General features: G+C 30.9%; 28 protein-coding genes, 1 tRNA gene and 3 pseudogenes. 30 read left to right on the top strand and 2 right to left on the bottom strand.

The window, feature by feature from the left end:
* The first annotated feature begins 126 nt into the window (after nucleotides 1-126).
* The 27 genes and pseudogenes from BST83_RS21110 to BST83_RS18705 form a co-directional block, all read left to right on the top strand.
* Nucleotides 127-342, top strand: coding sequence for an EamA family transporter (locus BST83_RS21110; RefSeq protein ID WP_104811258.1), 216 nt, complete (start codon nucleotides 127-129; stop codon nucleotides 340-342).
* Nucleotides 330-641: an EamA family transporter gene (locus BST83_RS21105; RefSeq protein ID WP_104811257.1), complete on the top strand. Its 312-nt coding sequence runs from the start codon at nucleotides 330-332 to the stop codon at nucleotides 639-641. The genes BST83_RS21110 and BST83_RS21105 overlap by 13 nt, the downstream gene beginning before the upstream one ends.
* Nucleotides 642-664: 23 nt before the next feature.
* Nucleotides 665-988, top strand: a complete 324-nt coding sequence (locus tag BST83_RS18815) for an EamA family transporter (RefSeq protein WP_367889216.1) — start codon at nucleotides 665-667, stop codon at nucleotides 986-988.
* 303 nt (nucleotides 989-1,291) lie between these two features.
* Nucleotides 1,292-1,450, top strand: a complete 159-nt coding sequence (locus tag BST83_RS20020; RefSeq protein WP_170062810.1) for a hypothetical protein — start codon at nucleotides 1,292-1,294, stop codon at nucleotides 1,448-1,450.
* 76 nt (nucleotides 1,451-1,526) lie between these two features.
* Nucleotides 1,527-1,886 (top strand): cupin domain-containing protein, encoded by a 360-nt coding sequence (locus BST83_RS18810; RefSeq protein ID WP_104811255.1) that lies wholly within the window; start codon nucleotides 1,527-1,529, stop codon nucleotides 1,884-1,886.
* Between the two features lie 204 nt (nucleotides 1,887-2,090).
* Nucleotides 2,091-2,429 (top strand): hypothetical protein, encoded by a 339-nt coding sequence (locus BST83_RS18805; protein ID WP_104811254.1) that lies wholly within the window; start codon nucleotides 2,091-2,093, stop codon nucleotides 2,427-2,429.
* A gap of 278 nt (nucleotides 2,430-2,707) precedes the next feature.
* A complete protein-coding gene (locus tag BST83_RS18800) occupies nucleotides 2,708-2,935 on the top strand; it encodes a hypothetical protein (protein WP_104811253.1) in 228 nt (75 codons plus the stop codon).
* A 165-nt stretch (nucleotides 2,936-3,100) separates the two neighbouring features.
* Nucleotides 3,101-3,892, top strand: coding sequence for a PhzF family phenazine biosynthesis protein (locus BST83_RS18795; protein WP_104811252.1), 792 nt, complete (start codon nucleotides 3,101-3,103; stop codon nucleotides 3,890-3,892).
* A gap of 180 nt (nucleotides 3,893-4,072) precedes the next feature.
* Complete coding sequence (locus tag BST83_RS21635) at nucleotides 4,073-4,369, top strand: hypothetical protein (RefSeq protein ID WP_367889217.1); 297 nt, start codon at nucleotides 4,073-4,075, stop codon at nucleotides 4,367-4,369.
* Nucleotides 4,288-4,494: a GNAT family N-acetyltransferase gene (locus tag BST83_RS21630; RefSeq protein WP_367889208.1), complete on the top strand. Its 207-nt coding sequence runs from the start codon at nucleotides 4,288-4,290 to the stop codon at nucleotides 4,492-4,494. The genes BST83_RS21635 and BST83_RS21630 overlap by 82 nt, the downstream gene beginning before the upstream one ends.
* A 165-nt stretch (nucleotides 4,495-4,659) precedes the next feature.
* Complete coding sequence (locus tag BST83_RS18785; protein WP_104811251.1) at nucleotides 4,660-5,343, top strand: aspartate/glutamate racemase family protein; 684 nt, start codon at nucleotides 4,660-4,662, stop codon at nucleotides 5,341-5,343.
* A 179-nt stretch (nucleotides 5,344-5,522) separates the two neighbouring features.
* Nucleotides 5,523-5,992: pseudogene (locus BST83_RS18780) on the top strand (OsmC family protein).
* 247 nt (nucleotides 5,993-6,239) lie between these two features.
* Complete coding sequence (locus BST83_RS18775; RefSeq protein WP_104811250.1) at nucleotides 6,240-6,773, top strand: DMT family transporter; 534 nt, start codon at nucleotides 6,240-6,242, stop codon at nucleotides 6,771-6,773.
* Nucleotides 6,764-7,102: an EamA family transporter gene (locus BST83_RS18770; protein WP_104811249.1), complete on the top strand. Its 339-nt coding sequence runs from the start codon at nucleotides 6,764-6,766 to the stop codon at nucleotides 7,100-7,102. Before BST83_RS18775 ends, BST83_RS18770 begins: the two co-directional genes overlap by 10 nt.
* A gap of 84 nt (nucleotides 7,103-7,186) precedes the next feature.
* Entirely contained in the window at nucleotides 7,187-7,621 is a 435-nt protein-coding gene (locus BST83_RS21210) for an integrase core domain-containing protein (RefSeq protein WP_170062842.1), read from the top strand.
* 232 nt (nucleotides 7,622-7,853) lie between these two features.
* A complete protein-coding gene (locus BST83_RS18760) occupies nucleotides 7,854-8,447 on the top strand; it encodes a TetR/AcrR family transcriptional regulator (protein WP_104811248.1) in 594 nt (197 codons plus the stop codon).
* A 64-nt stretch (nucleotides 8,448-8,511) separates the two neighbouring features.
* Nucleotides 8,512-8,886: a hypothetical protein gene (locus tag BST83_RS18755; RefSeq protein ID WP_104811247.1), complete on the top strand. Its 375-nt coding sequence runs from the start codon at nucleotides 8,512-8,514 to the stop codon at nucleotides 8,884-8,886.
* Between the two features lie 167 nt (nucleotides 8,887-9,053).
* On the top strand, nucleotides 9,054-10,424 hold the full coding sequence (locus tag BST83_RS18750; RefSeq protein WP_104811246.1) for a TolC family protein: 1,371 nt from the start codon (nucleotides 9,054-9,056) through the stop codon (nucleotides 10,422-10,424).
* Between the two features lie 144 nt (nucleotides 10,425-10,568).
* Nucleotides 10,569-11,507: an efflux RND transporter periplasmic adaptor subunit gene (locus BST83_RS18745; RefSeq protein ID WP_170062832.1), complete on the top strand. Its 939-nt coding sequence runs from the start codon at nucleotides 10,569-10,571 to the stop codon at nucleotides 11,505-11,507.
* Entirely contained in the window at nucleotides 11,504-14,545 is a 3,042-nt protein-coding gene (locus BST83_RS18740; protein ID WP_104811244.1) for an efflux RND transporter permease subunit, read from the top strand. Before BST83_RS18745 ends, BST83_RS18740 begins: the two co-directional genes overlap by 4 nt.
* 26 nt (nucleotides 14,546-14,571) lie before the next feature.
* Nucleotides 14,572-14,823: an alpha/beta fold hydrolase gene (locus tag BST83_RS18735; RefSeq protein ID WP_146092209.1), complete on the top strand. Its 252-nt coding sequence runs from the start codon at nucleotides 14,572-14,574 to the stop codon at nucleotides 14,821-14,823.
* Between the two features lie 60 nt (nucleotides 14,824-14,883).
* Nucleotides 14,884-15,297, top strand: a complete 414-nt coding sequence (locus BST83_RS18730) for a hypothetical protein (protein ID WP_104811242.1) — start codon at nucleotides 14,884-14,886, stop codon at nucleotides 15,295-15,297.
* Between the two features lie 118 nt (nucleotides 15,298-15,415).
* Nucleotides 15,416-15,766, top strand: a pseudogene (locus BST83_RS18725) (OsmC family protein); the annotation flags it as partial.
* Between the two features lie 77 nt (nucleotides 15,767-15,843).
* Nucleotides 15,844-16,575 carry a DUF3108 domain-containing protein gene (locus BST83_RS18720; RefSeq protein WP_104811240.1) on the top strand — a complete coding sequence of 244 codons (732 nt, stop codon included), beginning with the start codon at nucleotides 15,844-15,846 and terminating at the stop codon, nucleotides 16,573-16,575.
* A 132-nt stretch (nucleotides 16,576-16,707) separates the two neighbouring features.
* A complete protein-coding gene (locus tag BST83_RS18715) occupies nucleotides 16,708-17,046 on the top strand; it encodes a hypothetical protein (RefSeq protein WP_240614876.1) in 339 nt (112 codons plus the stop codon).
* Between the two features lie 140 nt (nucleotides 17,047-17,186).
* Nucleotides 17,187-18,014, top strand: coding sequence for an alpha/beta fold hydrolase (locus BST83_RS18710; protein ID WP_170062831.1), 828 nt, complete (start codon nucleotides 17,187-17,189; stop codon nucleotides 18,012-18,014).
* 811 nt (nucleotides 18,015-18,825) lie between these two features.
* Nucleotides 18,826-19,469 (top strand): annotated as a pseudogene (locus tag BST83_RS18705) (transposase); the annotation flags it as partial.
* Nucleotides 19,470-19,737: 268 nt separating this feature from the next.
* Here the strand turns inward: BST83_RS18705 and BST83_RS18700 are convergent.
* Nucleotides 19,738-19,947, bottom strand: coding sequence for a hypothetical protein (locus BST83_RS18700; RefSeq protein WP_104811236.1), 210 nt, complete (start codon nucleotides 19,945-19,947; stop codon nucleotides 19,738-19,740).
* Between the two features lie 620 nt (nucleotides 19,948-20,567).
* On the opposite strand from BST83_RS18700, the gene BST83_RS18690 reads away from it, so the two are divergent.
* The 3 genes from BST83_RS18690 (at nucleotide 20,568) to BST83_RS21625 (ending at nucleotide 23,300) form a co-directional block, all read left to right on the top strand.
* Complete coding sequence (locus tag BST83_RS18690) at nucleotides 20,568-21,419, top strand: hypothetical protein (RefSeq protein ID WP_104811234.1); 852 nt, start codon at nucleotides 20,568-20,570, stop codon at nucleotides 21,417-21,419.
* A gap of 64 nt (nucleotides 21,420-21,483) precedes the next feature.
* Nucleotides 21,484-21,660, top strand: a complete 177-nt coding sequence (locus BST83_RS20015; RefSeq protein ID WP_170062830.1) for a hypothetical protein — start codon at nucleotides 21,484-21,486, stop codon at nucleotides 21,658-21,660.
* Nucleotides 21,661-21,665: 5 nt separating this feature from the next.
* Nucleotides 21,666-23,300 (top strand): recombinase family protein, encoded by a 1,635-nt coding sequence (locus BST83_RS21625; RefSeq protein ID WP_104811364.1) that lies wholly within the window; start codon nucleotides 21,666-21,668, stop codon nucleotides 23,298-23,300.
* Here the strand turns inward: BST83_RS21625 and BST83_RS18680 are convergent.
* Nucleotides 23,260-23,332, bottom strand: a tRNA-Met gene (locus BST83_RS18680). The genes BST83_RS21625 and BST83_RS18680 overlap by 41 nt on opposite strands.
* Nucleotides 23,333-23,589: the final 257 nt, after the last annotated feature.

Here is a 23,589-nt window from a genome sequence, read left to right as displayed (position 1 = left end):
ATCAAAATAAAATATACCTTCACTGAAAATTTTTCAGTTATAAATAAAAATTTTTCAGTTATAAAAATTTGCCGAGATATCAATTACTAATATTTTTGACGACATTAATTTATAATTAATAATTGTATGACAAAACAACCTTTAGTATATCTCTCATTAATAATTACTATCATTTTATGGGCTTCTGCATTTGTAGGAATAAAAGCAGCATTAGATGGATATACACCGATTCAATTATCTGTTTGGAGATTTATAATTGCTTCCTTAACACTTCTATTAATTTCGTTTTTTAAAAAAATTGATCGCATAATTTTAAAAGATTTACCTAGATTTTTTTTATAGGATTTACAGGTATTACAATATATAATCTTGCATTAAATTATGGCGAATTAAATGTGACTGTTAGTGCAGCTAGTTTTATAATAAATACTGTTCCAATGTTAACATTGTTACTTTCTATAATATTTTTAAAAGAAAAAATAAATTCTAAAGCTTATCTTGGAACTATTATCAGTCTTTTTGGTGTTGGTTTAATTTGTTTTGCAGAGGGAGGTGCGTTAAATCTAAATAAGAGTATCTTTTTAATCCTACTTGCAGCTTTCTCTCAAAGTGTGTTTTTTTACTTCAAAAACCATTATTAAAAAAATACTCGCCTCTTAGTTTAATTTGTTACTCTGTGTGGATTGGAACCTTTTGTTTGTTACCTTTTTTATTATTAGAAAACACAGAAAATTTAAAAACAGCAAGCATATATAATCATTTGTCAGTTTTATATCTTGGTGTTTTTCCAGGCTCAATTGGTTATTTAACTTGGACTTATGTTTTGTCAAAAATGAATGTACAATCAGCAACTGTATTCTTATACATTATTCCAATAATAACAATAATTATTGGAGCTATTTGGATAAAAGAAATACCAATTACGTCTACCATAATTGGAGGAATCATAACAATTTGTGGTGTGCTAATTTTTAATTTAAAAAAATGAACTAATAAATATAAGTTAGATTTTATTAATCCATATAAAAAGCCTGCAGAGAACACCTTGTATAACTCATTGCTGGTAATTGCCTAACCAAAGTTAAAGCATATTTTCAAAGATCACCAAATTTTTAAATTTGAATTAAAAATGAAAGATAAAAACAAAATGTAAAAATTTGGCTTGTGCTAATCCGAAAAAATTACCTTTAAATACGCAACGAAGCCATACACAACCCGTTGTGTGTAATTTAACGCATGTACTTTCCTGAAATAGGTTGACTAAAAATTAAACACTTAATAATAGTCACTTATGAAAACACAAAAAGAACCCTGGCGAAAAAAAACATACGAAAAAGTAACTTTAAATTATCAATCTGATTTTATCCATAAAGATGCCGATGAAGCTTTGGATAGTGTGATTAATTTATATAAACTAAAAAAAAGACCTTACGGTTTTTTTAAAAATTAATTTTCTATCTTAGCACTTTAATAAAACGCACAAACAATACACACGTCCGTTAGCTACAATTATAAAACGAAATCAAATGAATCTAAAAGAACAATTAGAAGACGTTAAAGATTACTTCACTCCAAAAATAGTTACAGAAGTTAATAACCAGTATGTGAAAATTGCCAAGATCAAAGGCCAAGAAGTTCCTTGGCATAATCACGAAAATGAGGATGAACTATTTTACATAATAGAAGGTGAACTTTTAATGGAAGTCGAAAATGAAACTAATAGGACTATGAAAACTGGAGATATGTTGGTAGTTCCAAAAGGAATTAACCATAGAGTTTCTTCAATAGACGAATGTTCAATTATGTTAATAGAGACTAAAACAACAAAGCATACAGGAGAAGTTAAGTCTTCCATAACCAAATCAATCCAAGAACAATCTTACTGAATAGGACTTAAAGTAGTTACTTCTGAGAAAAAACTGTAGCTAACAAAGTATATAATTTATTGCTAGTTCTTGCCTATTTACGAAAATCCTTTCGGATTTTACATTCGGTTTGTATTTGCTAAATTAGGTGCTTAAAATACGCAACAAATCATATACATACACGTTGTAAGTAATTTATCACTTGGCTCAAAAAAATGAAAAAAAATGAAAAAAAAGGAGAAAAAGACCAAATTTCAAATATGGATTTTAATCATATTCATAATTTCTTTAATTAGTTTTGGAGCTTGGAATAGTTTCACAGAAAAAAACGAATTAAAAAACTCAAAAAGCACAATTGGGACTGTTATTAAAATTGAGGAGAGATTTCAAAGAGGCTTATTTATAAAATATGAATTCCAAATAAAAGGAGAAAAATATACCGAAAATCAGAAATTAACGATTAAAAAAGAATTTGTAAAAATCGGAGATAAATTTGAGGTTTATTATTCAGAAAAAAATCCTAAATACAGTGAACTTATATTTGAAAAACAAATTGCTGAATAATTATGAAAGTAAAATTAATATTTGGAATTATCTTTTGTTTGTGTTTTTCGAGCTTAAATGCTCAAACTTCAAAAACTATAAGAAACAAATTAATCGGAAAATGGGATTATTTAAAAACTATCGATTCTGAAAAAACATCTGTCGAATAAATAATAAAAAAATATCCTAATGGAAAAGAAATGAAAGTCAAAGCTAATAGTCCAAATATAATAATCAACAAAAATGGAACATATAGCAAACAATTTACATTGGAAAATATTGATTCTGGAAATTAGCAAATGAAATCGGAAGATGAAATTGAATATGAAATGGTAATACCAAAAAAATCTCGTCAAGGAAAATTAATTGTTGCAACACAAAAAATGATTAATAGAAAATGGGAAAAAGATAAAAAAGGAAATTCTCTTGACAAATCAATAAGTAAAATTATATCAATATCTGAATTTGAAATGAAAATTGAATACAAGAAAGATTATGTTATGATTTTTAAAAAACAGTCTGAATAAAAAAAACTACTTGCAACACCGTGTAAAAAAAATTTCTGGTAAAAGCCTACTTGCGAAAATCCTTTCGGATTTTATATTCGGTTTGTATTTGCTAAATTAGGTGCTTAAAATACGTAACAAATCATATACATACACGTTGTAACCAATTTAAAAAAAACTTATCCTGTGAAATTAAATTATTACCAAATAGATGCTTTTACCGATAAAATATTCGGAGGAAACCCTGCTAAAGTTGTGCCACTAAATGAATGGTTGGAAGATGAATTACTTCAGAATATTGCAAAAGAAAATTCTGTTGACGCAACTGCATTTTTTATTTACAACAGTGGAGACGATATAGAGTTAAGATGGTTTACACCTGATTTAGAACTTGATTTATGTGGACATGCAACTATTGCAACAGCTCATGTTCTAACAACGATTTTAGATTATAATAAAGACAAAATAGTTTTCAATACTAAAAGTGGACAATTGTATGTTCACGTTGAAAACGACATGTATGTAATGGATTTACCTCAAAGGAATCCTGTTAAAGTGGAATTACCGAATTTTATAAAAGCATCTCTTAACAAACAGCCGAAAGAAGTTTTAAAGTCGAGAGATTATATTTTAGTCTATGAAACTGAACAAGATGTTAGGAATATTAAAATAGATAAAAGCATATTTGACAAAGAAAATATTGACCCAGGAGGTGTAGTAATAACTTCCAAAGGAAATAATTCTGATTTTGTATCAAGATTCTTCATTCCTCAAGCAACAATATTTGAAGACCCTGTTACTGGTTCTGCCCATGCTTCATTAATTCCATATTGGGGTAATGTTCTGAATAAAAAAGAAATGTCTGCAATTCAGTTATCTGCTAGAAAAGGAAAGTTGTTATGCACAAATAAAAAAAATAGGGTCTTGATAGCTGGAAAGGCAAAAACGTTTTCGGAAGGAACATTATGGATAGAATAACTGGCTACAACAGCGTGTATAATTAATTGCTTTGGTCGTTGCTTATTTGGAAAATTCCTTCGGAATTTTCTCTGGCACGTATTTGTTTACTAATTTAGTGTAACGTCTAATCTTTAACTTTTGTAAACCATGTATCTTAACGTACAGCTGAAGAAACAGAACGAGAAGCATTAAAGAAATATGAAAATACTGAATAGTAAAATTGAGGATATTAATAAAATACTCGAACTTTATAAAATAGCAACCGATTTTCAAAAAACAAAATCAGTTGTTCCTTGGCCAAATTTTGACCTAGAATTAATTGAAAAGGAAATTAACGAAAATAGACAATGGAAAATTGTAATTGATGATGAAATTGCTTGTGTTTGGGCTATTACAGAAAGTGACATTCAAATTTGGCAAGAAAAAATGAAGAACCTGCTATTTATATTCATAGGATTTCTACAAACCCAAATTTTAGAGGTCGGAATTTGGTAAGTGAAATTGCAAAATGGTCAAAGAATTATGCCATCCACAAGGACAAAAAGTTTGTGAGAATGGATACTGTTGGAGAAAACGTAGGACTAATTAATTACTACAAAAATGTGGATTTGATTTTTTAGGCTTATCAATATTAAAAGAGACATCTGAACTTCCGGCTCATTATAATAATGCTACAGTTAGTTTATTTCAAATGTCCGTTTAGCTGAATACGAAGTCGATAAAAACCGAAAAAACCAGCTAGTAAAAAGCTAAAAACAGAACATAGAACGAAAAAAAAATATAGAATGAAAAAAATTGGACTTATAGGAGGAATTAGTTGGACTTCAACATTGGATTATTACAAATTTTTAAATCAAGGTATTAATTTAAAATTGGGTGGATTAAATTCTGCGGAATGTATTATATATTCCTTAAATTTTTCAGATGTTCAAAACAAAGGTTGGACAAATTCTTTTGATCTCATTTTTGACGCTTGTAAAAGTTTAGTTTCAAGCAATGTAGATGCAATAGTTTTGTGTGCAAATACAGCCCATCTATTTGCAGACGAAATTCAAGAAAAAATTGATATTCCAATTCTTCATATTGCAACTGCTACTGCAAAGGAAATAAATAGAAAAAAATTGAGGAAGATTGGATTATTAGGAACTAAATTCACAATGGAAATGGGCTTTTACCGTGATAAGCTGAAAGAATACGATATAGAGACAATTATCCCAACTGATGAAAAAGATATTGAAATAATTCAAAATATTGTAAAAAATGAACTCGGAAAAGGAATTGTAACTAAAGATTCAAAGGAGAAGTTTATTAATTATGCTAACAAGTTGGTCGAAAGAGGAGCAGAAGGAATTGTTTTAGGTTGTACCGAAATACCTATGTTAATTAAACAAAAAGACTTTAACTTTCCTGTGTTTGATACAACTAAAATTCACGTAGAAAGCATCATAAAGTTTGCATTGGAAAAATAAAAGCCAGTTGCCAACACCGTATAAAATTAATTGCTGATTTTAGTTAATTTGCGAAAGTCCTCGCAGACTTTCTATCTGTGATTTATTTACTGAATTTAGTGTAACGTCTAATCTTTAACTTTTGTAAACCATGTATCTTAATGTACATAAGAGAAAACCGATAATAATTTGAAATAAGAATGAAAAAACACAACTACGAAATCAAAGTTGAATGGACAGGAAACGAAGGAAATGGAACTTTGAATTACAAATCTTTCAATAGAAATCATAAAATTATAGCTACTGAAAAATACGATGGAATAAATGGTTCTTCTGACCCTTCTTTTTTGGGAGACAAAACGAGAATAACCCTGAAGACCTTTTCCTATCTTCATTATCAGCTTGCCATATGCTTTGGTATTTGCATTTATGTTCTGTGAATAAAATTATAGTGACTGAATATTTGGACAACGCAACTGGAATAATGGAAGAAACTAAAAATGGTAGTGGAAAATTCACATTAGTTACTCTAAACCCTAAAGTTAAAATCACAGATTTGAGTATGATTTCGAAAGCTAACGAATTACACCAAGAAGCAAATGAAATGTGCTTTATAGCAAATTCTTGTAACTTCAAAATTGAACATAATCCGAACACAACCGCGGAATAAAAACGGCTTACAACAATGCCTATAATTAATACTGGGTTTGGTGCTTAACCCAAAGTCTAGTGTATTCTTAGTAAGTCCGCCAAATCTTTTTGATTTGGCTTTAGAACAAAAAAGATAAAACAAAAAAAAGTTTTGGCTAATCGCTTAATCGGAAATTAATTACTTTTAATTCCCGTACTAACCATAGCCGAGCCGTTAGGCACAATTTGAAAAAAATCAGTAAGGCGAAAATAACCAGATAAAATAAATGCAAATATTAACTATACGACAAAAAGAAAATACAACTGGAATATTCTTTGCTTTGCTTTGGGCTTCTGCTGCAATTGCTATGAAAATCGGCATAAATTCATCTTCGCCATTAACGTTAGCGGTAATTAGATTTTTAATAGCAGGTCTATTAATGGTCACAGTTCTTCAAATGTTTTCAAGGGAAAAACTACCATCTAAATCTGAATGGTTAAAAATTACAATATTCGGATTACTAAACATAACTATTTATCTCGGTTGTTTATTCGCAGCAATAGAATTTGTATCAGCTGGATTAATGAATCTATTCATTTCTATTAACCCAATATTAATAATATTATTTTCCGTTCTTTTTTTGAAAAGGAAAGTTTCTAAATATGAAATAATTGGTTTTTTAATTTGTTTTGGAGGTCTTTTAATAGCAACTATTCCTATACTTAAAGAGTCAAAAGCCAGTTTAATTGGAATTATATTATTAATAATCGGAATGTCATCATACTCTTTAGGAAGTGTATATTATAAAAAATTGATTTAAAATTATCAAATAAATCTATTAATGGTTGGCAAACTCTTATAGGAGGAATTTTTCTAATTCCAGTTGCTTATATAATGAATACTAAGGCTATTATTTTAGATTCTAATTTTTATATTTCTCTGTTTTGGTTAACTATCGTCATTTCAGTTTTCGCCACATTACTTTGGCTAAATCTACTCAAAAAAGATACCGTCAAAGCAAGTAAGTGGTTGTTTTTAGCGCCTGTTTTTGGGTATTTATTATCGTATTTGATATTAGGAGAAGAAATAACTATTTACGAAGTAGTCGGAACGATATTCGTGATTATAGGACTAAAAATAAGTAAATAACAAATTTATAAAAAGCCAAAATTGTACTTAAAACAATATATTTATGGAGTCTTCAAAAGAAAAAAATTAGAATGGAATGAATTTATGAAAGTTGAAATGAGAGTAGGAACTATTATTTCAGCAGAAGAATTTAAAGAGGTAAGAAATCCAGCTTATAAAACAGTCGTCGATTTTGGAGAATTTGGACAACGAAAAACTTCTGCACAAATAACTGAACTTTATAACACAAAGGAAATTATAGGAAAGCAAGTTATTGCAGTAATTAATTTTCCACCAAAGCAAATTGCAATTGCAGAAAGGATTAATAGAACTTTAAATTATGAATATGAACTTAGAAACTGTATAAAAAACACCGACATTGCTCAACAAATAACAAAACAAGCAGTATCTATTTACAATAATTTAAGAGCCCATTTTAGCCTCGGTTTAAGAAAACCTGCCGAAGTCCATTTGAATCCGAATATAAAATATAAATCATATCGCAGAAATAACGTAAATTTAACTGAACTTCTAATTTAGAAAATAGCTAGTTCAAATTAAACCAAAAAAGGTCAACCTATATCAGTATAATACAATTGCAAAATTCGGGCATAGTAACTTGAAAGTTATTTTAAATTATCAATCTGATTTTATTCATAAAGATACCGATGAAGCTTTGGATAGTGTGATTAATTTCTATAAACCAAAAAAAAAGACCTTACGGTATTTTTTTAAAATTAATTTTCTATCTTAGCACTTTTAAAAAACTATTATGTACACAGAAAAAGGCGAACGAACAAGACAGCACTTTATAGAAGTGAGTGCTGATTTATTCAATAAGAAAGGATACGCGGGCACGGCTATTTCAGAAATATTAGATGCTGCTGGATATTCAAAGGGTGCATTATATAGAACTTTTGTAGACAAAGACGAACTTTCTTTAGAGGCTTTTAAATACAACCTTGGTAAACTACAAAGAGGACTGATACAAAACGTACATTCTAAAAAATCAGCAATTTCAAAACTATTAGCAATTCCTGATTTCTACATTAACAATCGCGTTGAGCAAATCATTCCTGGTGGATGCCCAATTCTTAACACGGCTATTGAAGTTGATGATACCAATCCGCATATGAATGAGATAGTAAAACAAGCGTTCTCATCTTGGAAAAATTTGATAATAGAGATAGTGGATATGGGTAAATCAAATAATGAGTTCAATCAAGAATTGAATGCAGAAGAGCTAGCGTTTTATATAATTGCAACGATTGAAGGAAGTATTACTCTTGCTAAAACATTTAAACAGAAGTACATTTTAAATAGTAATATGAAACGTTTGAAAAAAAATATACAAGAAAGCGTTTAATTTTTTTGCCATAAAAAAAACCGTACGGTCTTTTTTTAATAAAATTTTGAAACTCTAAAACGATATGAAAATTTATATATCACAAACTCTAATATTCTTTTCACTTATGGGATGTTCAATTTCAAATACTAACAAAAATTCATCATTATTTTTAAAGGATGAAATAAAAAGTTTACTTACCCGCACTAAACAAAGAGAATCTATAGCTACTGAAGTTTCCTCAGTTTTTGTTGGTTGGCACTTAGACCATATTCTACTAACTATCAATCAGATTTATAGCGCTTTGGAAAAATCAAATCCCGAAGATTTTTGTGAGAGTTTGAATACTGGAAAATCAATGTTGTTTGCCTTTGAGGAAATGCCTCTCAGACAAGCAAAGGCAATTGAAAATGTACGTCCACCCAAACTCATAACAATAGAAAAAAATAACCTTGACTAAGAACTAGCGAAATCTAATATCCTTCAAATGGATTCACTTCCAAATAACGCCTACTTCATACATCCTGATTTCGGTGTTCTTAAAAAAGACGAAGCAAAGTAGTTTTTAGAAATACATACTAAGCATCATATCAGTATTATTAATGTCATTATAAGTACAAAAGCAAAATGAAGAAACAATTAAAAATTAAATTGAGACAAATTATTATTCTATTGTCATTTATGCTATGCACTATAGAAGCATCAGCCCAATCTATTTTAGACACTTATGTCAAGGAAGGTCTTATTTCAAATCAACAGTATTTAAAACAACTATTAAGTATAGATATTGCCCAAGAAGAAAGCAATATTTCTAAAAGTCTCCTTTTTCCAGACATAAGTTTTAATGCCAGTTATCTTTTATCCGGTGGCGGAAGGACGATAGGATTCCCCGTAGGTGATTTGCTCAATCCCGCATATGCTACCCTGAACCAATTGACCAATTCAAATCAGTTCCCAACAGACTTGGAAAACTTCAATGAGCAACTATTACCTAACAATTTTCACGAAACTAAAATTAGAATTATTCAACCTATTCTTAATACCAATATCTATTTTGGCTACAAAGCTAAAAAGGCATTGATATCGTTGAGCGAAGCAAAAACGAATGCCTACCGAAACCAATTGAAATTTGAAATAAAAAAAGCTTATTTCAACCACTTAAAAGTCTTAGAACAAAAAACAATTTTGGACAGCACAAGATTAGTAGTCAAAGAATTAGTTCGAGTCAATGGAAAGTTTGTCAAGTATGGTTTAGCCACTAAGGATGTTCTTTACAACGCGGAAGCGCAGCTTTACGAAGTTGATGCTCAACTGACCCAAGCTCAAAAGAATATTAGCACTTCAAGAAATTTCTTCAATTTCCTTCTGAACCGTGATTTGGAAACACCAATTGATAGAGATGAACTTATTGGCTTTGAGCGTGAAATATTTTCCATTAAAAAACTTCAGAATAATGCGCTTACAAATCGTACGGAAGTAAATCAGGTACAGAGTGGCATTGATGCCAGTGACTATGAAATTAAACGTAGCAAAGGCTTTCTGATTCCAGATATTTCAGTAGCAGGGGAATTTGGATATCAAGGTTTTGGTTATGAGTTCGACCGGAATCAAGACTACTACTTGATTAGCTTTAATCTATCGTGGTCGATTTTTCAGGGCGGAAAGAATAATGCTCAAGTAAGAAAGGCAAAATTCGAAAAAAAACAACTTGAAGCTGACTTGAGCGACATTAAAAAAAGAATTCAGTTAGAAGTTTCAACTGCGGTGTATGAATATGAAGAGACTCTGAAAGTCTACGATTTGCAATTAGCACTACTTAAAAGTGCAAAAGAAAATTTTAAAATCGTTCAAGGTAAGTATAGACAGAATAAAGTGCTTTTAGTCGAATTTAACGAATCTCGAACACAATTGACCACAGCCCAACTGAAAGAATCCATCGCAAGGTTTAATATCAAAATAGCAAAAGCGAATCTTGATAGAACCATTCAAATCAAATAATAAATTAGACAAACAATTAAATAGCAAAAGATGAAATATAGGTATCACATTATCGCAATATTAATACTTCAGGTATTTACCTCTTGTAAGCAAGAGTATATTAAAGAATCGAACACAAAGATATCGGCCTCAAAAACTGTACGAGTGCTACCGTTAGAGCGTTTAGAACATATTGAACCTATCATAGCTTCAGGAACACTTCAATCTAAACAAGAAATCGTTCTTTCTTTTAAAATTGGTGGTATATTGAGCAGTCTACTCGTAGAAGAAGGGCAAACTGTCAAAAAGAACCAGAAAATAGGAAGTCTCAACCTTTCCGAAATCAATGCTCAAGTTGTTAGCGCAAACAATACCTATGATAAGTCTGTGAGGGACTTGGAACGTGCTACAAATTTATATCGGGACACCGTTGGGACATTAGAACAAAAGCAAAATGCCAGAACAGCAAAAGAAATTGCCAATTCCAATCTCGAGATTGCTCAGTTCAATAGACGTTTTGCCGTTGTTAATTCCCCTGTAACCGGAAAAGTTTTGCAACGATATGTAGAAGTCGGCCAATTAGTTTCTTCTGGTCAACCTATCTATAAAATTGGCAGTTCAGGAACTAACGGTTCTCAGATTATCCGATTAGGTTTGCCGGATAAAGATGTGGTGAAGATCGCCTTAAACGATTCTGCTACTGTTGTTTTTGATGTATTCGAAAAAACCGAATATAAAGGGGCTGTTACTGAAATAGGTATGATGGCCAATCCCAAAACAGCACTTTTTGAGGTAGAAATCACACTCGATGATTTTAAAGGCGAGATAAAAAACGGGTTTATCGGTAAAATAAAAATCTATCCTAAGAACGCCTTAAAAACCTATAAAATTCCAATGGATGCGTTGGTTGAAGGTAACAATAAACAAGCGATTATTTTTTTTACCACGGATAATCAAATTGCTAAACGGGCAACAGTTCGAATAGAACAGTTCCGTAACAATTACTTCAGTATCAGCACCTCTGAACTGTCTAATGACGCAATGGTCATAATAGACGGTGCACCCTTTTTAAAAGACAATGATTCAATAAAAACAGTAAAATGAAATTACCACAATTAGCAATAAAAAACTACCTTTTTGTACTTACTACAATTGCACTTGCAGTCTTTCTAGGTATTCGTAGTTTTAATACTATGCCTAGGTCTGAGGACCCTTTTCTAAACCTACCTAACTATACTGTTGTTGTGGTTTATCCTGGTGCAAGCCCGGAAGATATGGAAGAGTTGATAGTTGACCCTATTGAAGAAGTAATAGGCGAAATAGACGATGTAACCGAAATCAAAACCGAAATTGCAGATGGTTTAGCTGTTATAAAAGTAGAAGTTGAGTTTGGGGTGAACTACGATGATAGCTACGATGATATTGTTTCAGAAATCGACAAAATACGACCAACATTACCAGATGGAATTATACAGTTGGATATTGACCAGTTTAAACCAGAAGACCGCGTTGCGGTGAATCAATTCGCACTTGTTTCTGAAACCGTTCCCTATAACATATTAAATGATATTGCTGAAGATTTTGAGGATGAATTAGAAACCATAGACTACATAAAGAAGGTTGAAATTGAAGCCAATCCTGAAGAAGAAATAAGAATAACTCTGGATTTTCAAAAAATGTCTAACCTAGACATCAACCTCGGTATGGTCATTAACATCTTACAGTCCAATAATCTCAATATTCCTGGGGGAAATATTAAAGCTGGCAATATTGGATTCAATATAAAAACATCGGGTAACTATGAATCATTAGAGGAAATAAGGAATACAGCAATTTATTCGGATGAAAATCAAATCGTCTATTTAAGAGATATTGCGGAAGTCAATTTTGATTATGAAGAAAGTAGATGGATTGCTAGGCACAACGGCAAAAAAGCTATTTATATAAACGTCACTCAAAAGCGTGGTGGAAATATCATCAAACTAGCAGAAGAAATAAATAAAACTACCACAGCTTTTAAGCAGAATCTACCCAATACGATTGCGCTTGAAACGGCCTTTGAACAAGCACCTGCTGTTGCGTTACGAATCAATGATTTTATCTTAAATCTAGTTCAAGGCATTCTGTTGGTAGGTATCATAATTCTAATCTTTCTAGGATGGCGTTCCTCTTTGATAATTATGGTAGTTATTCCGCTTTCTATTCTGATAGCCTTAACGGTCTTAGACCTATCAGGCTATGCTTTACAACAAATATCCATTGCGGCATTGGTTATTGCATTGGGCCTTTTAGTCGACAATGGTATCGTAGTCATAGAAAATATCGTTCGTTTCAAACGAGAGGGTTTTTCTTTAATGGAAGCGGCAGCAAAAGGCACTAGTGAAGTTGGCTACGCCATCATCAGCTCTACGCTTACAACAATTCTATCGTTCGCGCCTTTGGCGTTGTTAGAAAGTGGACCGGGCGAATTTCTTCGTACACTTCCACTAACGGTAATCTTTGTTTTACTGGCCTCACTTGTTCTTGCATTGACCTTTACGCCTATAATCGCGAGTAGACTATTGAAAAAAGGCAAAGAGAAAAAAACACCTCTTGTTACTAAAAAACTTAACTATTTTGTTGAGAAGCACTACAGTCGTCTATTGAATTTTGCACTTCGAAAAGGTACTTTGGTTGTGCTTGCCAGTTTCGGATTCTTGATAGCATCCGCCGCTTTGTTCCCAAGTATTGGCATCAGTTTTTTTCCAACTGCGGACAAACCGATGCTACTTATTGATGTAAATCATCCATACTCAAGTAATATTGACCATACTGATAAAACATTACGGTATATTGAATCTGTTTTGGACACTACGGGTTATGTCAAAAATTATACGGTAAATGCAGGCCACGGAAACCCACAGGTCTATTACAATCGAATTCCAGAAGAATACAAAACATATCACGGCGAAGTATTGGTAAACTTTGAAGAATGGAATCCAAAAAAATTCTACGCCACATTGCAAAGTTTGCGCGAAAGGTTTGCGAGCTATCCAGATGCACAAATTTCTTTTAGAGAGTTAAAAAATGGAGCACCCTTCGCAGCACCGATTGAAATTCTATTAATAGGCGAGGAAATAGATACCTTAAAAAGTATTGCTTATGAAGTGGAACGCATATTGAAGCAGACAGAAGGTGTTATGGATGTCGACAACCCACTTTCTGTGGCCAAGACAGATATATCCATAGAAATCAATAGAGATAAAGCCGCTTTATTAAATGTTCCATTAATTACAATCGACCAGACCGTTCGTGCTAGTCTAAATGGACTAACAATAGATAACCTTCAAATTGATAAAGATAATTATCCGTTAGTAATACGTATGCCATTTAACGAAAAACAAGTACTGGAAGATTTTGACAGGATATTTGTTACCAGTAGTACGGGTGCTACATTACCACTAAAGCAAGTTGCATCCCTAAGGTTCAAGCAGAATTATGCAACCTTGAATCATTTTAATACGAATTTAAATACAGCCGTAACCGCTAATGTTTCAGACCCAGATAAAACCAAGGATTATATGGAAGCTATCATTCCTAAACTTGATGCATATAAGTGGCCCAAAGGATATCGATATTACCTAGGCGGTGAATACGAGTCACAATCCGAAAGTTTTGGTGATTTAGGTCTTCTTCTTGGGATCGCGCTTATTTTGATTTTTGCAGTTCTCGTTCTACAGTTTAGAAGTGTAACTCAACCGTTGATTATATTTTCAGCGATTCCCTTGGCATTCAGCGGCTCTTTTATCGCCTTGTTTCTAACAGGTTGGTCGTTCTCGTTTTTTGCCTTCGTAGGCTTTATCAGTTTACAGGGAATCGTAGTGAACAATTCGATTATTCTAGTGGATTATACAAATCAACTCATTTCGGAAGGTATGGAAAAAATGGAAGCCATTAAACTTGCCGCCAAGACACGATTCACACCAATAGTATTAACGTCTTTGACAACAATTTTAGGATTGATGCCTCTTACATTTTCAGGAACTACTTTATGGTCGCCCTTAGGCTGGACATTAATTGGGGGAATGATTTCTAGTACAATATTAACACTTTTGGTAGTACCTATTCTATATAAATGGTTAACAAAAAATAAGACAAATTAAACCATCAAGAAAGATGGATAAGTGCAATGCAAAACACTAAGATCCCAATGTGCTTTATAAATGGGCCATTCGATCCTAATTCTGGTATTCATATGGCTAAACGATATAAAGAACTGATTCCCGAACCGAATGTAAAGCTACTGAGGCAAGACATTGGGCATTGGCCACAAATTGAGAATCCAAGTGGTGTTTTGTTATATTATCAAGAATTTAGAGATGAAATTCATAAAACGCTTAATAGCAACGCTCTTGATTATGAAGGTTCTCTCAAACTTTAGAATACTTGAAATGAAATACATCAAATAATATTAGTTATGTACATCTAAAAACAAATAGTTATGATAAAAAAAATAGCAATAACATTCAGTGTAATTTTATATGCAGTTGTCGTCCCTTTTTTGGATGTCAGTGAAACGCATGTTTGGAATCCAGATTGGACACCTCATGCTCTAATCCACGAAGTTTGGCAATTGATTACCAACTCAAGTATAGGCGTAGTATGCTTGTGGTTAGTTTGGTATAAAAAAGATGTCCGATTAAGCACTTTATTAAGCCTCATAGTTATGGGTGGATTTTTATTAGCATTTTTCTTAAAGGATGGCTATGGTGGTTCTATGAAATATTTAGATGGAAGTGAAAAGACTGTATTAGGAATTAATATTGGAATTTTAGGCTTTGGAATAGCCTTCTTGTTTCTAATATTATCGCACGTGTTTACAAAAACGAAAAAGTCCACAAACAACAGTATATAAAGGTGTAGATATTTATAATGCACAACGGGTGTGTAGATATTATAATATATCAACACCAGGAGCAGATAGCCAGGTGTTGTAAGCCATTTGAGAAAACCGATAATAATTTGAAATAAGAATGAAAAAACACAATTACGAAATCAAAGTTGAATGGACAGGAAACGAAGGAAATGGAACTTTGAATTACAAATCTTTCAATAGAAATCATAAAATTATAGCTACAGGAAAATATGATGGAATAAATGGTTCTTCTGACCCTTCTTTTTTGGGAGACAAAACGAGATATAACCCTGAAGACCTTTTCCTATCTTCATTGTCAGCTTGCCATATGCTTTGGTATTTGCATTTATGTTCTGTGAATAAAATTATAGTGACTGAATATTTGGACAACGCAACTGGAATAATGGAAGAAACTAAAAATGGTAGTGGAAAATTCACAGAAGTTACTCTAAACCCTAAAGTTACAATCCTTCATTAGTTGATTTAATTAATAATAATTCTTCTAACTAAAATTGACTATTGCTAATAACATTTAAAAAATAATTTATGAAAAATATTCTTTTAACAGCCCTATTGGTATTTATTTCTCTGAGTTCATTTGGGCAAGAGTCCACAATCACACCATTAAACAATTCTTTTGATTCAGAATTGATCAAAAATGAGAATTACGAAATGACTTGGTCTATTGAAATGGACACCACCAAACTAGAAATAGGAAAAATTAAAACAGAGATAAAAAAAATAAAAAATAGGGTTTTAATAATTACCTCTGTTAAAATGAAGCAAGTTCCAACAAAATGGGTTGACACCACTATTGCTCATATAAATAGCCTTAAACCTATTTACCACTCTTCATATAATCGACAAAGAGATGTGGTACTTAATTATGATGAAATAGTAACAGGCTATTATTTTGACAAAAACACAAATACTAAAAGCGAAATATCTGAAACTACATCTGGCAGTTATTTCGATAGCAATATGTATCCGCAATTGATTCGATGGTTGCCATTGCATAACGGCTACCAAAAAACTATTTCTATTTTTGATTATAACCCAAGTGCTAAAACAGGCGTAATAAAGGCATTTATTAAAAATGTTGAAGAAGGTAAAATGCCCGGAAATGGCGATAGGGATGTTTGGATAGTAAAAGTGACTGATGATATTATGGACGATAAAGGTATTATGACATTTTATATTGATATTAACAACAGACAAGTAATTAGGCAAGAGGTGTATATACAAGCAGGAAAGATGATTTTGGAGTTAATTAATTAATTAATGCGGACAGGATATTATGTACGATAGAGTATAATTTATTTTTAAATAACAAAAAAATTGAATCCAAAATCTGCAATTAAAACTATGTTCTATCTATTGGTAGCGGTAATACTTTTTCACTTATGTATTATGATAAAAATAGTTCCCTATGAAATTTCTTGGGGAGGAAGACTAAAAAATGATTTCGAGATGTATATTTTTGAAACTATTTCTGTAATAATCAATCTATTTTTATTTTCAATCCTATTGATAAAAGGAAAGTATTTAAGAGCTTTTATATCAATGAAAATTGTGAATGTAACTTTATGGATTTTCTTTATAGTATTTGGTTTGAATACGATTGGAAATATTTTAGCTAAAACCAATTTTGAGAAATTTTTCACTTTATTAACATTAGCTTTCTCAATTCTAATTTGGATAATTCTAAATAAAGAAAAAAACCGAACAGATAACAAAACCTATAAATAATGAAGTATTCCACAAACTTTATTCAAAAAAGAACCAAGTATGATTTTTAGTACTCCATTTTAACTGTTAAATTAGTTGCTTTAATACGCAACGAAATGATACGCGTATTCCAAGGTTAATACCAATTACATATGAAAAGAATGATTCAAATACTACAGTTATTTTCCCCTAAACTTGTTTCAAGGATTGCTTATAAGTATTTGAGCAACCCGAGAATTAGAAAATTAAGAGATTCAGAGGAATCGATATTAAGTAAAGCACATACTGAAGATATAGAATACAAAAAGTTTAAAATTCATAAATATCAGTGGGGAAAGGAAAATAAGAAAACTGCTCTTCTTATTCACGGTTGGGAAGGACGAGCCGGGAATTTTGCAGGAATTATAGATGATTTAATACAAAATAAATATCAGGTTGTAGCGTATGATGCACCAGCACACGGAAAAAGTTCAATAAAAAAAACATCGATGTTTGAATTTGCTGAATTTCTAGAATCTGAATTTACTAATATAATGCCTCAAGTAATCATTAGTCATTCCTTCGGTAGTGTAAATGCAGCAACAATTTTTAGGAATAATCCTGAATTTAATTTAGATCTGTGGATAATGGTTACAACACCATATAATTTTATGTCGAGAGTTAATGAAATTTCAGACTATTTTGGAATAAAAAGCAAAGCTAAGAATGAATTGATAAAGCTTATTCAAAATGATACTAATGAAGATATTAATCATCTTAATATGGCTTCATACTGTCAAGAATTATCGAATGTGAAAAAGGCAATTATTGTTCATTCAAAAACAGATAAAGTATTACCCATCGAGGGAGCGAGAGAGGTAACGAAGGCTTTTAAAAGAAGTAGTCTTATAGAATTAGATAATCTAGGTCATTATAATATTCTTTGGTCAGATGAATTGAGAAAGATAATAACAGAAAGCTTAAAACAACTACTGACAACAAAGAACTGAGCTAAAAAACAACTCTTTTCTTCATTAAATTTATGCATAATTATTCTAGGCTCATAATTCTATTAATTAGTGTTTTGAACTTTTATTTTTTATATAAATACTACTTATTTTGGTAAAATAGAAACGTACTTTTCATCATAAGGTAATCCAGATTTTGCAATTGCGAAACTGTACTTTCCTAAAATAGGTTGACTAAAAATTAGACAACTTAAACAAATGGAGTTATTACATTTAATCGGACATAATTTTGAGATTATTTAAATAAAAAAGCAACAATTTTAGAATCGTTACTTTTAGTTTTATGTGATTGCTATTATTATACTATCAAAATAAAGGTGTTTTCTTTTTAGCAGCATATTTTCCGTTCGCTCCTAAATCAAAAGCTAAAGTAACTTCATGGGAGCCAGGTTCTGTCTCAACTAGTTTAGAAGAAAACTAGATTTTTTCTTTACTCAAAAACAGGTGTTCAAAGGTGGTTTTGTCAACTGAAATCTCATTAAATTTGTCAAATTTGACGCTTAACTAAATTACTTAAAACGTCGTTTCAAGAGGCTTTACGATGTACAACGACGTTTTACGGCTTTTTACGCTGTTCTCAGGTTTTTTATTATAGATCGTACAAAATAGATTATAACAAAAGACAAAGCAATTTAAGAAGGGGCTCTAAAAAAGTCAATAGCAGCAAAAACAGAATTAAAAAAGAGTAAAATACGAAAGTTTTCTACTCTTTTTTTTTGCACTTTAGGAATAATGTAAAGCCCCTTAAAAATGCTAATTCAGCAACAAAAAGTTCAATTGAGCTATAAAATAAAAATTAAATTTACTCAAAGAAGCGATTGAAGAAACTCAAAATAACTGTACGCTATGTGCTAAAGATACCGATGCAAAAATAGGACATAAATTGGTAGATAGTTCCTTTTATGGCTGCAAGACTCATCTCGCAATGAGCGAAGAATATATTATAACCGCAGCCCTTGTAACCTTAAGAGGAAGGGAGATGGCCCATTACTGACTGAGCGACTAGAGAATAGTCAACAAAATAGAATTGATGTTGACACAGTGATAGGTGATGCAGCCTACTCAGGAAAGAGTATTCTTAAACTAACCAATGAGCAAGGAATTAAAGTTGTGTCTAAACTAAACCCTTCAATAACACAAGGCTTTAGAAAAAAAGAAGATCAATTTGATTATAATAAAGATGCTGATATGTTTGTATGTCAAAAAGGATATTATAAAGAAGGATCGGAATCAAAAACGTATTCTGTTATTATAAAGTCAGATGTTCATAAGTACCAATTGACTTTTCATGAAACCGACTATTTAAAAAAAAAATGGAGAATTGAAAAAACTCAGGATTTTAGAAGAACAAAATCACACAGTATTACAAACATGCAAATGCAGAGAGCCATAGCTATTTTTGCAGTGAACCTTAAAAGATTCTTAAAACTAAGCTAATAGGTAGAAGAATTACCTAAAAAAGGGTTAAAAACAATCGTTTTATAGGTCAATTTTAAAATTAATCTACTTTTTCAGCCCCCTCCTATTATGGACGACCTTTTTTTTATTTGGATTGATTTTGTGAGAATGTTTCAACTACAACCCCATCTCTTTACAGTCAAAAATCATTATTCTACCTAATCTTATTAAAACGGTAAATCCCCCTACAAGAACTATTGTTCCAATCGTAATACTTACAATTTTTTTTATATCTTCTTTTGAAGATTTATTCATTACTGGATTCATTTTCTTCTGGATTTTTGTTTATACTATATGCTCCTTTTTTACCTATTATAGCTACAGAAATTACAAATGCAAAAAGCAAAAGACCTCCAACTATCATATATTTTAACATGGGATTATTAGAAGGCTCTATTACGTTATTATGTTTAGCTAAAAAACTTGGCAACTCGTCAACTGGCATAGGTGAATTCATCTTTTTAATATTTTTATCATTTTTATTTTGTTCATGAAGTATATAGAATATGTGTAGTTATAAGTATAATTATAAACGACTTCCTGAACTTCTTTTCTACCTAAATTAAATGCAAATTTGAAACCTTCTGCTTTAATAATATCATAATAACAATCAACTTGCTTACCACTCCTATCTGAGGTACAGTGTTTCTTTAAAATATTATCATTAAGCAATAAAATCTTTTCACATTTTTTTCTGTTAAGATTCTTTTCCTTTCTCTTTACTTGGTTTTACCCGTAGTCAGCGTGCTGTTTATTTAAATACATTTGATCTCTTCTATTTGGTTGAAATCTATTACCGCATCCACATTCACAGTCTCTAGGTGAAACAGGTCGAGGTAGTGGTGTTTTTTCAACTAGTTCAATTATCCCTTGTTTTTGTTCGCTTTCAGCTTCCATTATTTTTAATTTTATAAATTATTAATGAAATGAGTCTTTCTAGAGGTTACACTTGGTCTTACCAATCGTGGAATCCTATTTTGTGACTTATTAGACTAAATATTTTGCTAAATTAACATAATTAACGTAAATTTACAAATAATTATTTTATAATTTACCTTAACGTTAATTTAACAATTTATGAATACAGATTATATTGCTACTGGAGAGCTTTTTTCAGAAAGGTATATTTTACCACGTCATTTAGGTATTTCTTCCCGTCAAGTTAATTATTGGAAGGAAAGAGTTATTCTACCTTTTTTTGAAAAAGAGAAATATGGCAAAATGAATATTCCTCAGGCTGTTTGGCTGTATGCAATTAATGAGCTTACAAAGCTTGGAATTGACACCAAAAGACTCGCACAATTAGCAAAAGATGTTTGGGACCTGCCAAGGGAAGAAAAGTATTTAGATTCAATATTTGAATATCATCTAAATAAAAAGGTAAACCGATTAGATGATGTACATATTAGTTCATTAAAGATTATGCTCGATGATGAATTATTAATGAATACACTAAGAACTGAAAACAATCCTTTTACAGATGCAATTAAAGCTAGTATTTATATAGAAAAATCTCCTTCATCATTATTATATTTCCCAAATACTGGAGAACACACTTTTATCATTGGAGATATAACTCCTACTTTAAAGCTAAATTCATTAATGAATCAAGAAACAAGTATTTGCATTCCTCTTATTGGCTTTATAAAAAAAATAGTCACTATAGAATTTGAAATGATAGAAGGAGATTTAGCTTATTTGAGTCAAATAGAGAATCAATTAAAAGATATCATACTATTTAAAAGTCCTAAGTATATTGAATTGGTTATAGATAACGAAAAAATAAAACCACTTATAATAACTGAGCAACACAAAAAAGGTGAACAATTGGCAAACTTTATATTAAGTAATAAGCTGCCTAAAAACTCAAAATTATTAATTGAACCGCGTTCACAAGACAATTATAAATTAACATTAATAACAAAATAAATGAATTATTATGTATCATTCCGTCAGTCCCTGATTTTACAGCCTGATTTTAAACAAATCAGGAATGGGCCGGAAATCAAAAACCAATCTTCAAGAACAATTATTTCTTACTCGTAAAGAAATTGAAGAATGTTTACCAGAACAAATTGAACCTTTAAACGATGAGCAAGTTTATAAGATATCATCATCTATTTATGAGTTTACAAAACTAATATATGACAATTTTAACGTGAAGAATTAATTAAAATGAAAAAACAAATAACAATCAAAGATTTTGAAGGTTTATTGGTATGGTCTTACACTCGTGTATCTTCTAAAGAGCAATTTCAAAATAACGGAAGTATAGAAACACAGGTGAAACGTATTAAGTCGTTCGCTTCAGAAAATAATTTAATTATTTCTAAAGAATTTGATGCAAAATATGAAAGTTCCAAAAAAATAAACACTCAAAAAACTTTAAAAGAACTTCTAGATGCAATCAAAAAAACACATCACTCAAAGAAACCAAGAATTATTTTAATCTGGTCACCAAGTCGATTTGGTAGAGCAGGTGCCGAACATATTGAATTATTTGTTAGCTTACGTCGTAAATATGGAGTATATCTTTATTCTGTGAGCAGTGAACATAATACCTTTACAGACAGAAATGAAAATGAATTTTCTACACAATTATTATATGCCCAAAGAGAAAATTTTAGTCGGCAAGATGTAATTATTCCAGGAATGATAAATGCTTTGGAAAAAGGTACTTTTTTAGGAAAAACACCCCGAGGATATGACCATTTTGGACCTAGAGTAGTTGACCCACAAAAGGTTCAAGCTTTTCAAGAAATAAAACTAAATTCAGATGGTCATCTGCTTAAGGAAGCTTTTCGTCTCAAAATTTATGAGGCCTATACGAATAAAGAAATACAAGACTATCTATCTCAAAGAGGTTTGCACATTCCTAAACAAACTATAAGTGTGATGTGGTTAAAACTATTTTATACAGGTCATTTTACAAATAGTTTAGTAGAAAACAAAATCATTAAGGGTCATTGGGAACCTATCATTTCAATTAAAGAATATGATTTACTGCAAAAAATATTAAGTGGGTCTGTTCAACAAGGTATTCCAAAAATGAACGGTAAAATAGCGACTCCTTTGATACCAAAATTTTTAGTATGTGATGACTGCAACAGAAATATGACTTCATATCATAACAAACGAAAAGGAATTTATTATTACAAATGTCCTAGTTGTAATAAAACAATAAATGCAACTACAAAACAAACATCTCTTAACGAAGGAGTGCATCAACACTTTCAAAAAGTACTTGAATCTTTGTCATTCTCAAAAGAATTTCATCCTTTGTTTTCTAAGCAACTTGAAAAGATTATTGATTTTGAGTTTTCTAATTATGCTGATAGACAAAGAATTCTTAAAACAGAAGTAAATCAATTTCAAGAAAAGTTTGATACGATGGAATATCGTTTTGCCATAAATGAAATTTCTAAAGAAATTTTTGACAAACATGGTTCAAACCTGAAAAAGAAAATTCAAGAAAAAAACGATATTATTGCAAAGGCACCAACAAAAATGTCGAACCATAAAAAATTCATAAATAACTTCCTGAAAATGGCTGAAAACCCTTATCAATATTGGGATAAGTTAAACTACAATGAAAAGAGAACATATCAAAATATCCTATTTCCTGATGGTTTGAGGTTTTCATTAAAAAATAAAGAATGTCGAACGCCCAAAATGAACCTTATGCTTGAGTTAACAAACTGTTATTCTGATTGTTATACCAATAAAAAAGAGAAGACTCAAAAGCTGAAAGCCTTTGAGTCTCGATTAGTAGCGGGAACCGGACTCGAACCAGTGACCTTCGGGTTATGAGCCCGACGAGCTACCTACTGCTCTATCCCGCGATTTCGAATGCAAATATACGATAGTTTTTAACTTCTACAAGGTTTATTTTAATATAATTTAAAAAAAGGAAAATGTTTTTAGTTAAAACACAAAACATGCATTTAATAGTAATTCATAGGATTTTGTAGCACAAAAATCTAACACAGACTCGAGATCTATTTTTGTAAATTTCAATCAAACCTATAAATCATTTATATCATTAGCTTCGTACATCAAGATTCAAATCAAACTTTTATAATTATATTTGGTAGATGCG

It is taken from the genome of Polaribacter filamentus (genome assembly GCF_002943715.1).
Classification (GTDB): Bacteria; Bacteroidota; Bacteroidia; order Flavobacteriales; family Flavobacteriaceae; genus Polaribacter; species Polaribacter filamentus.
The sequence above is the reverse complement of the archived record's forward strand: the minus strand, read 5'-3'. Positions and strand labels throughout refer to the sequence as shown.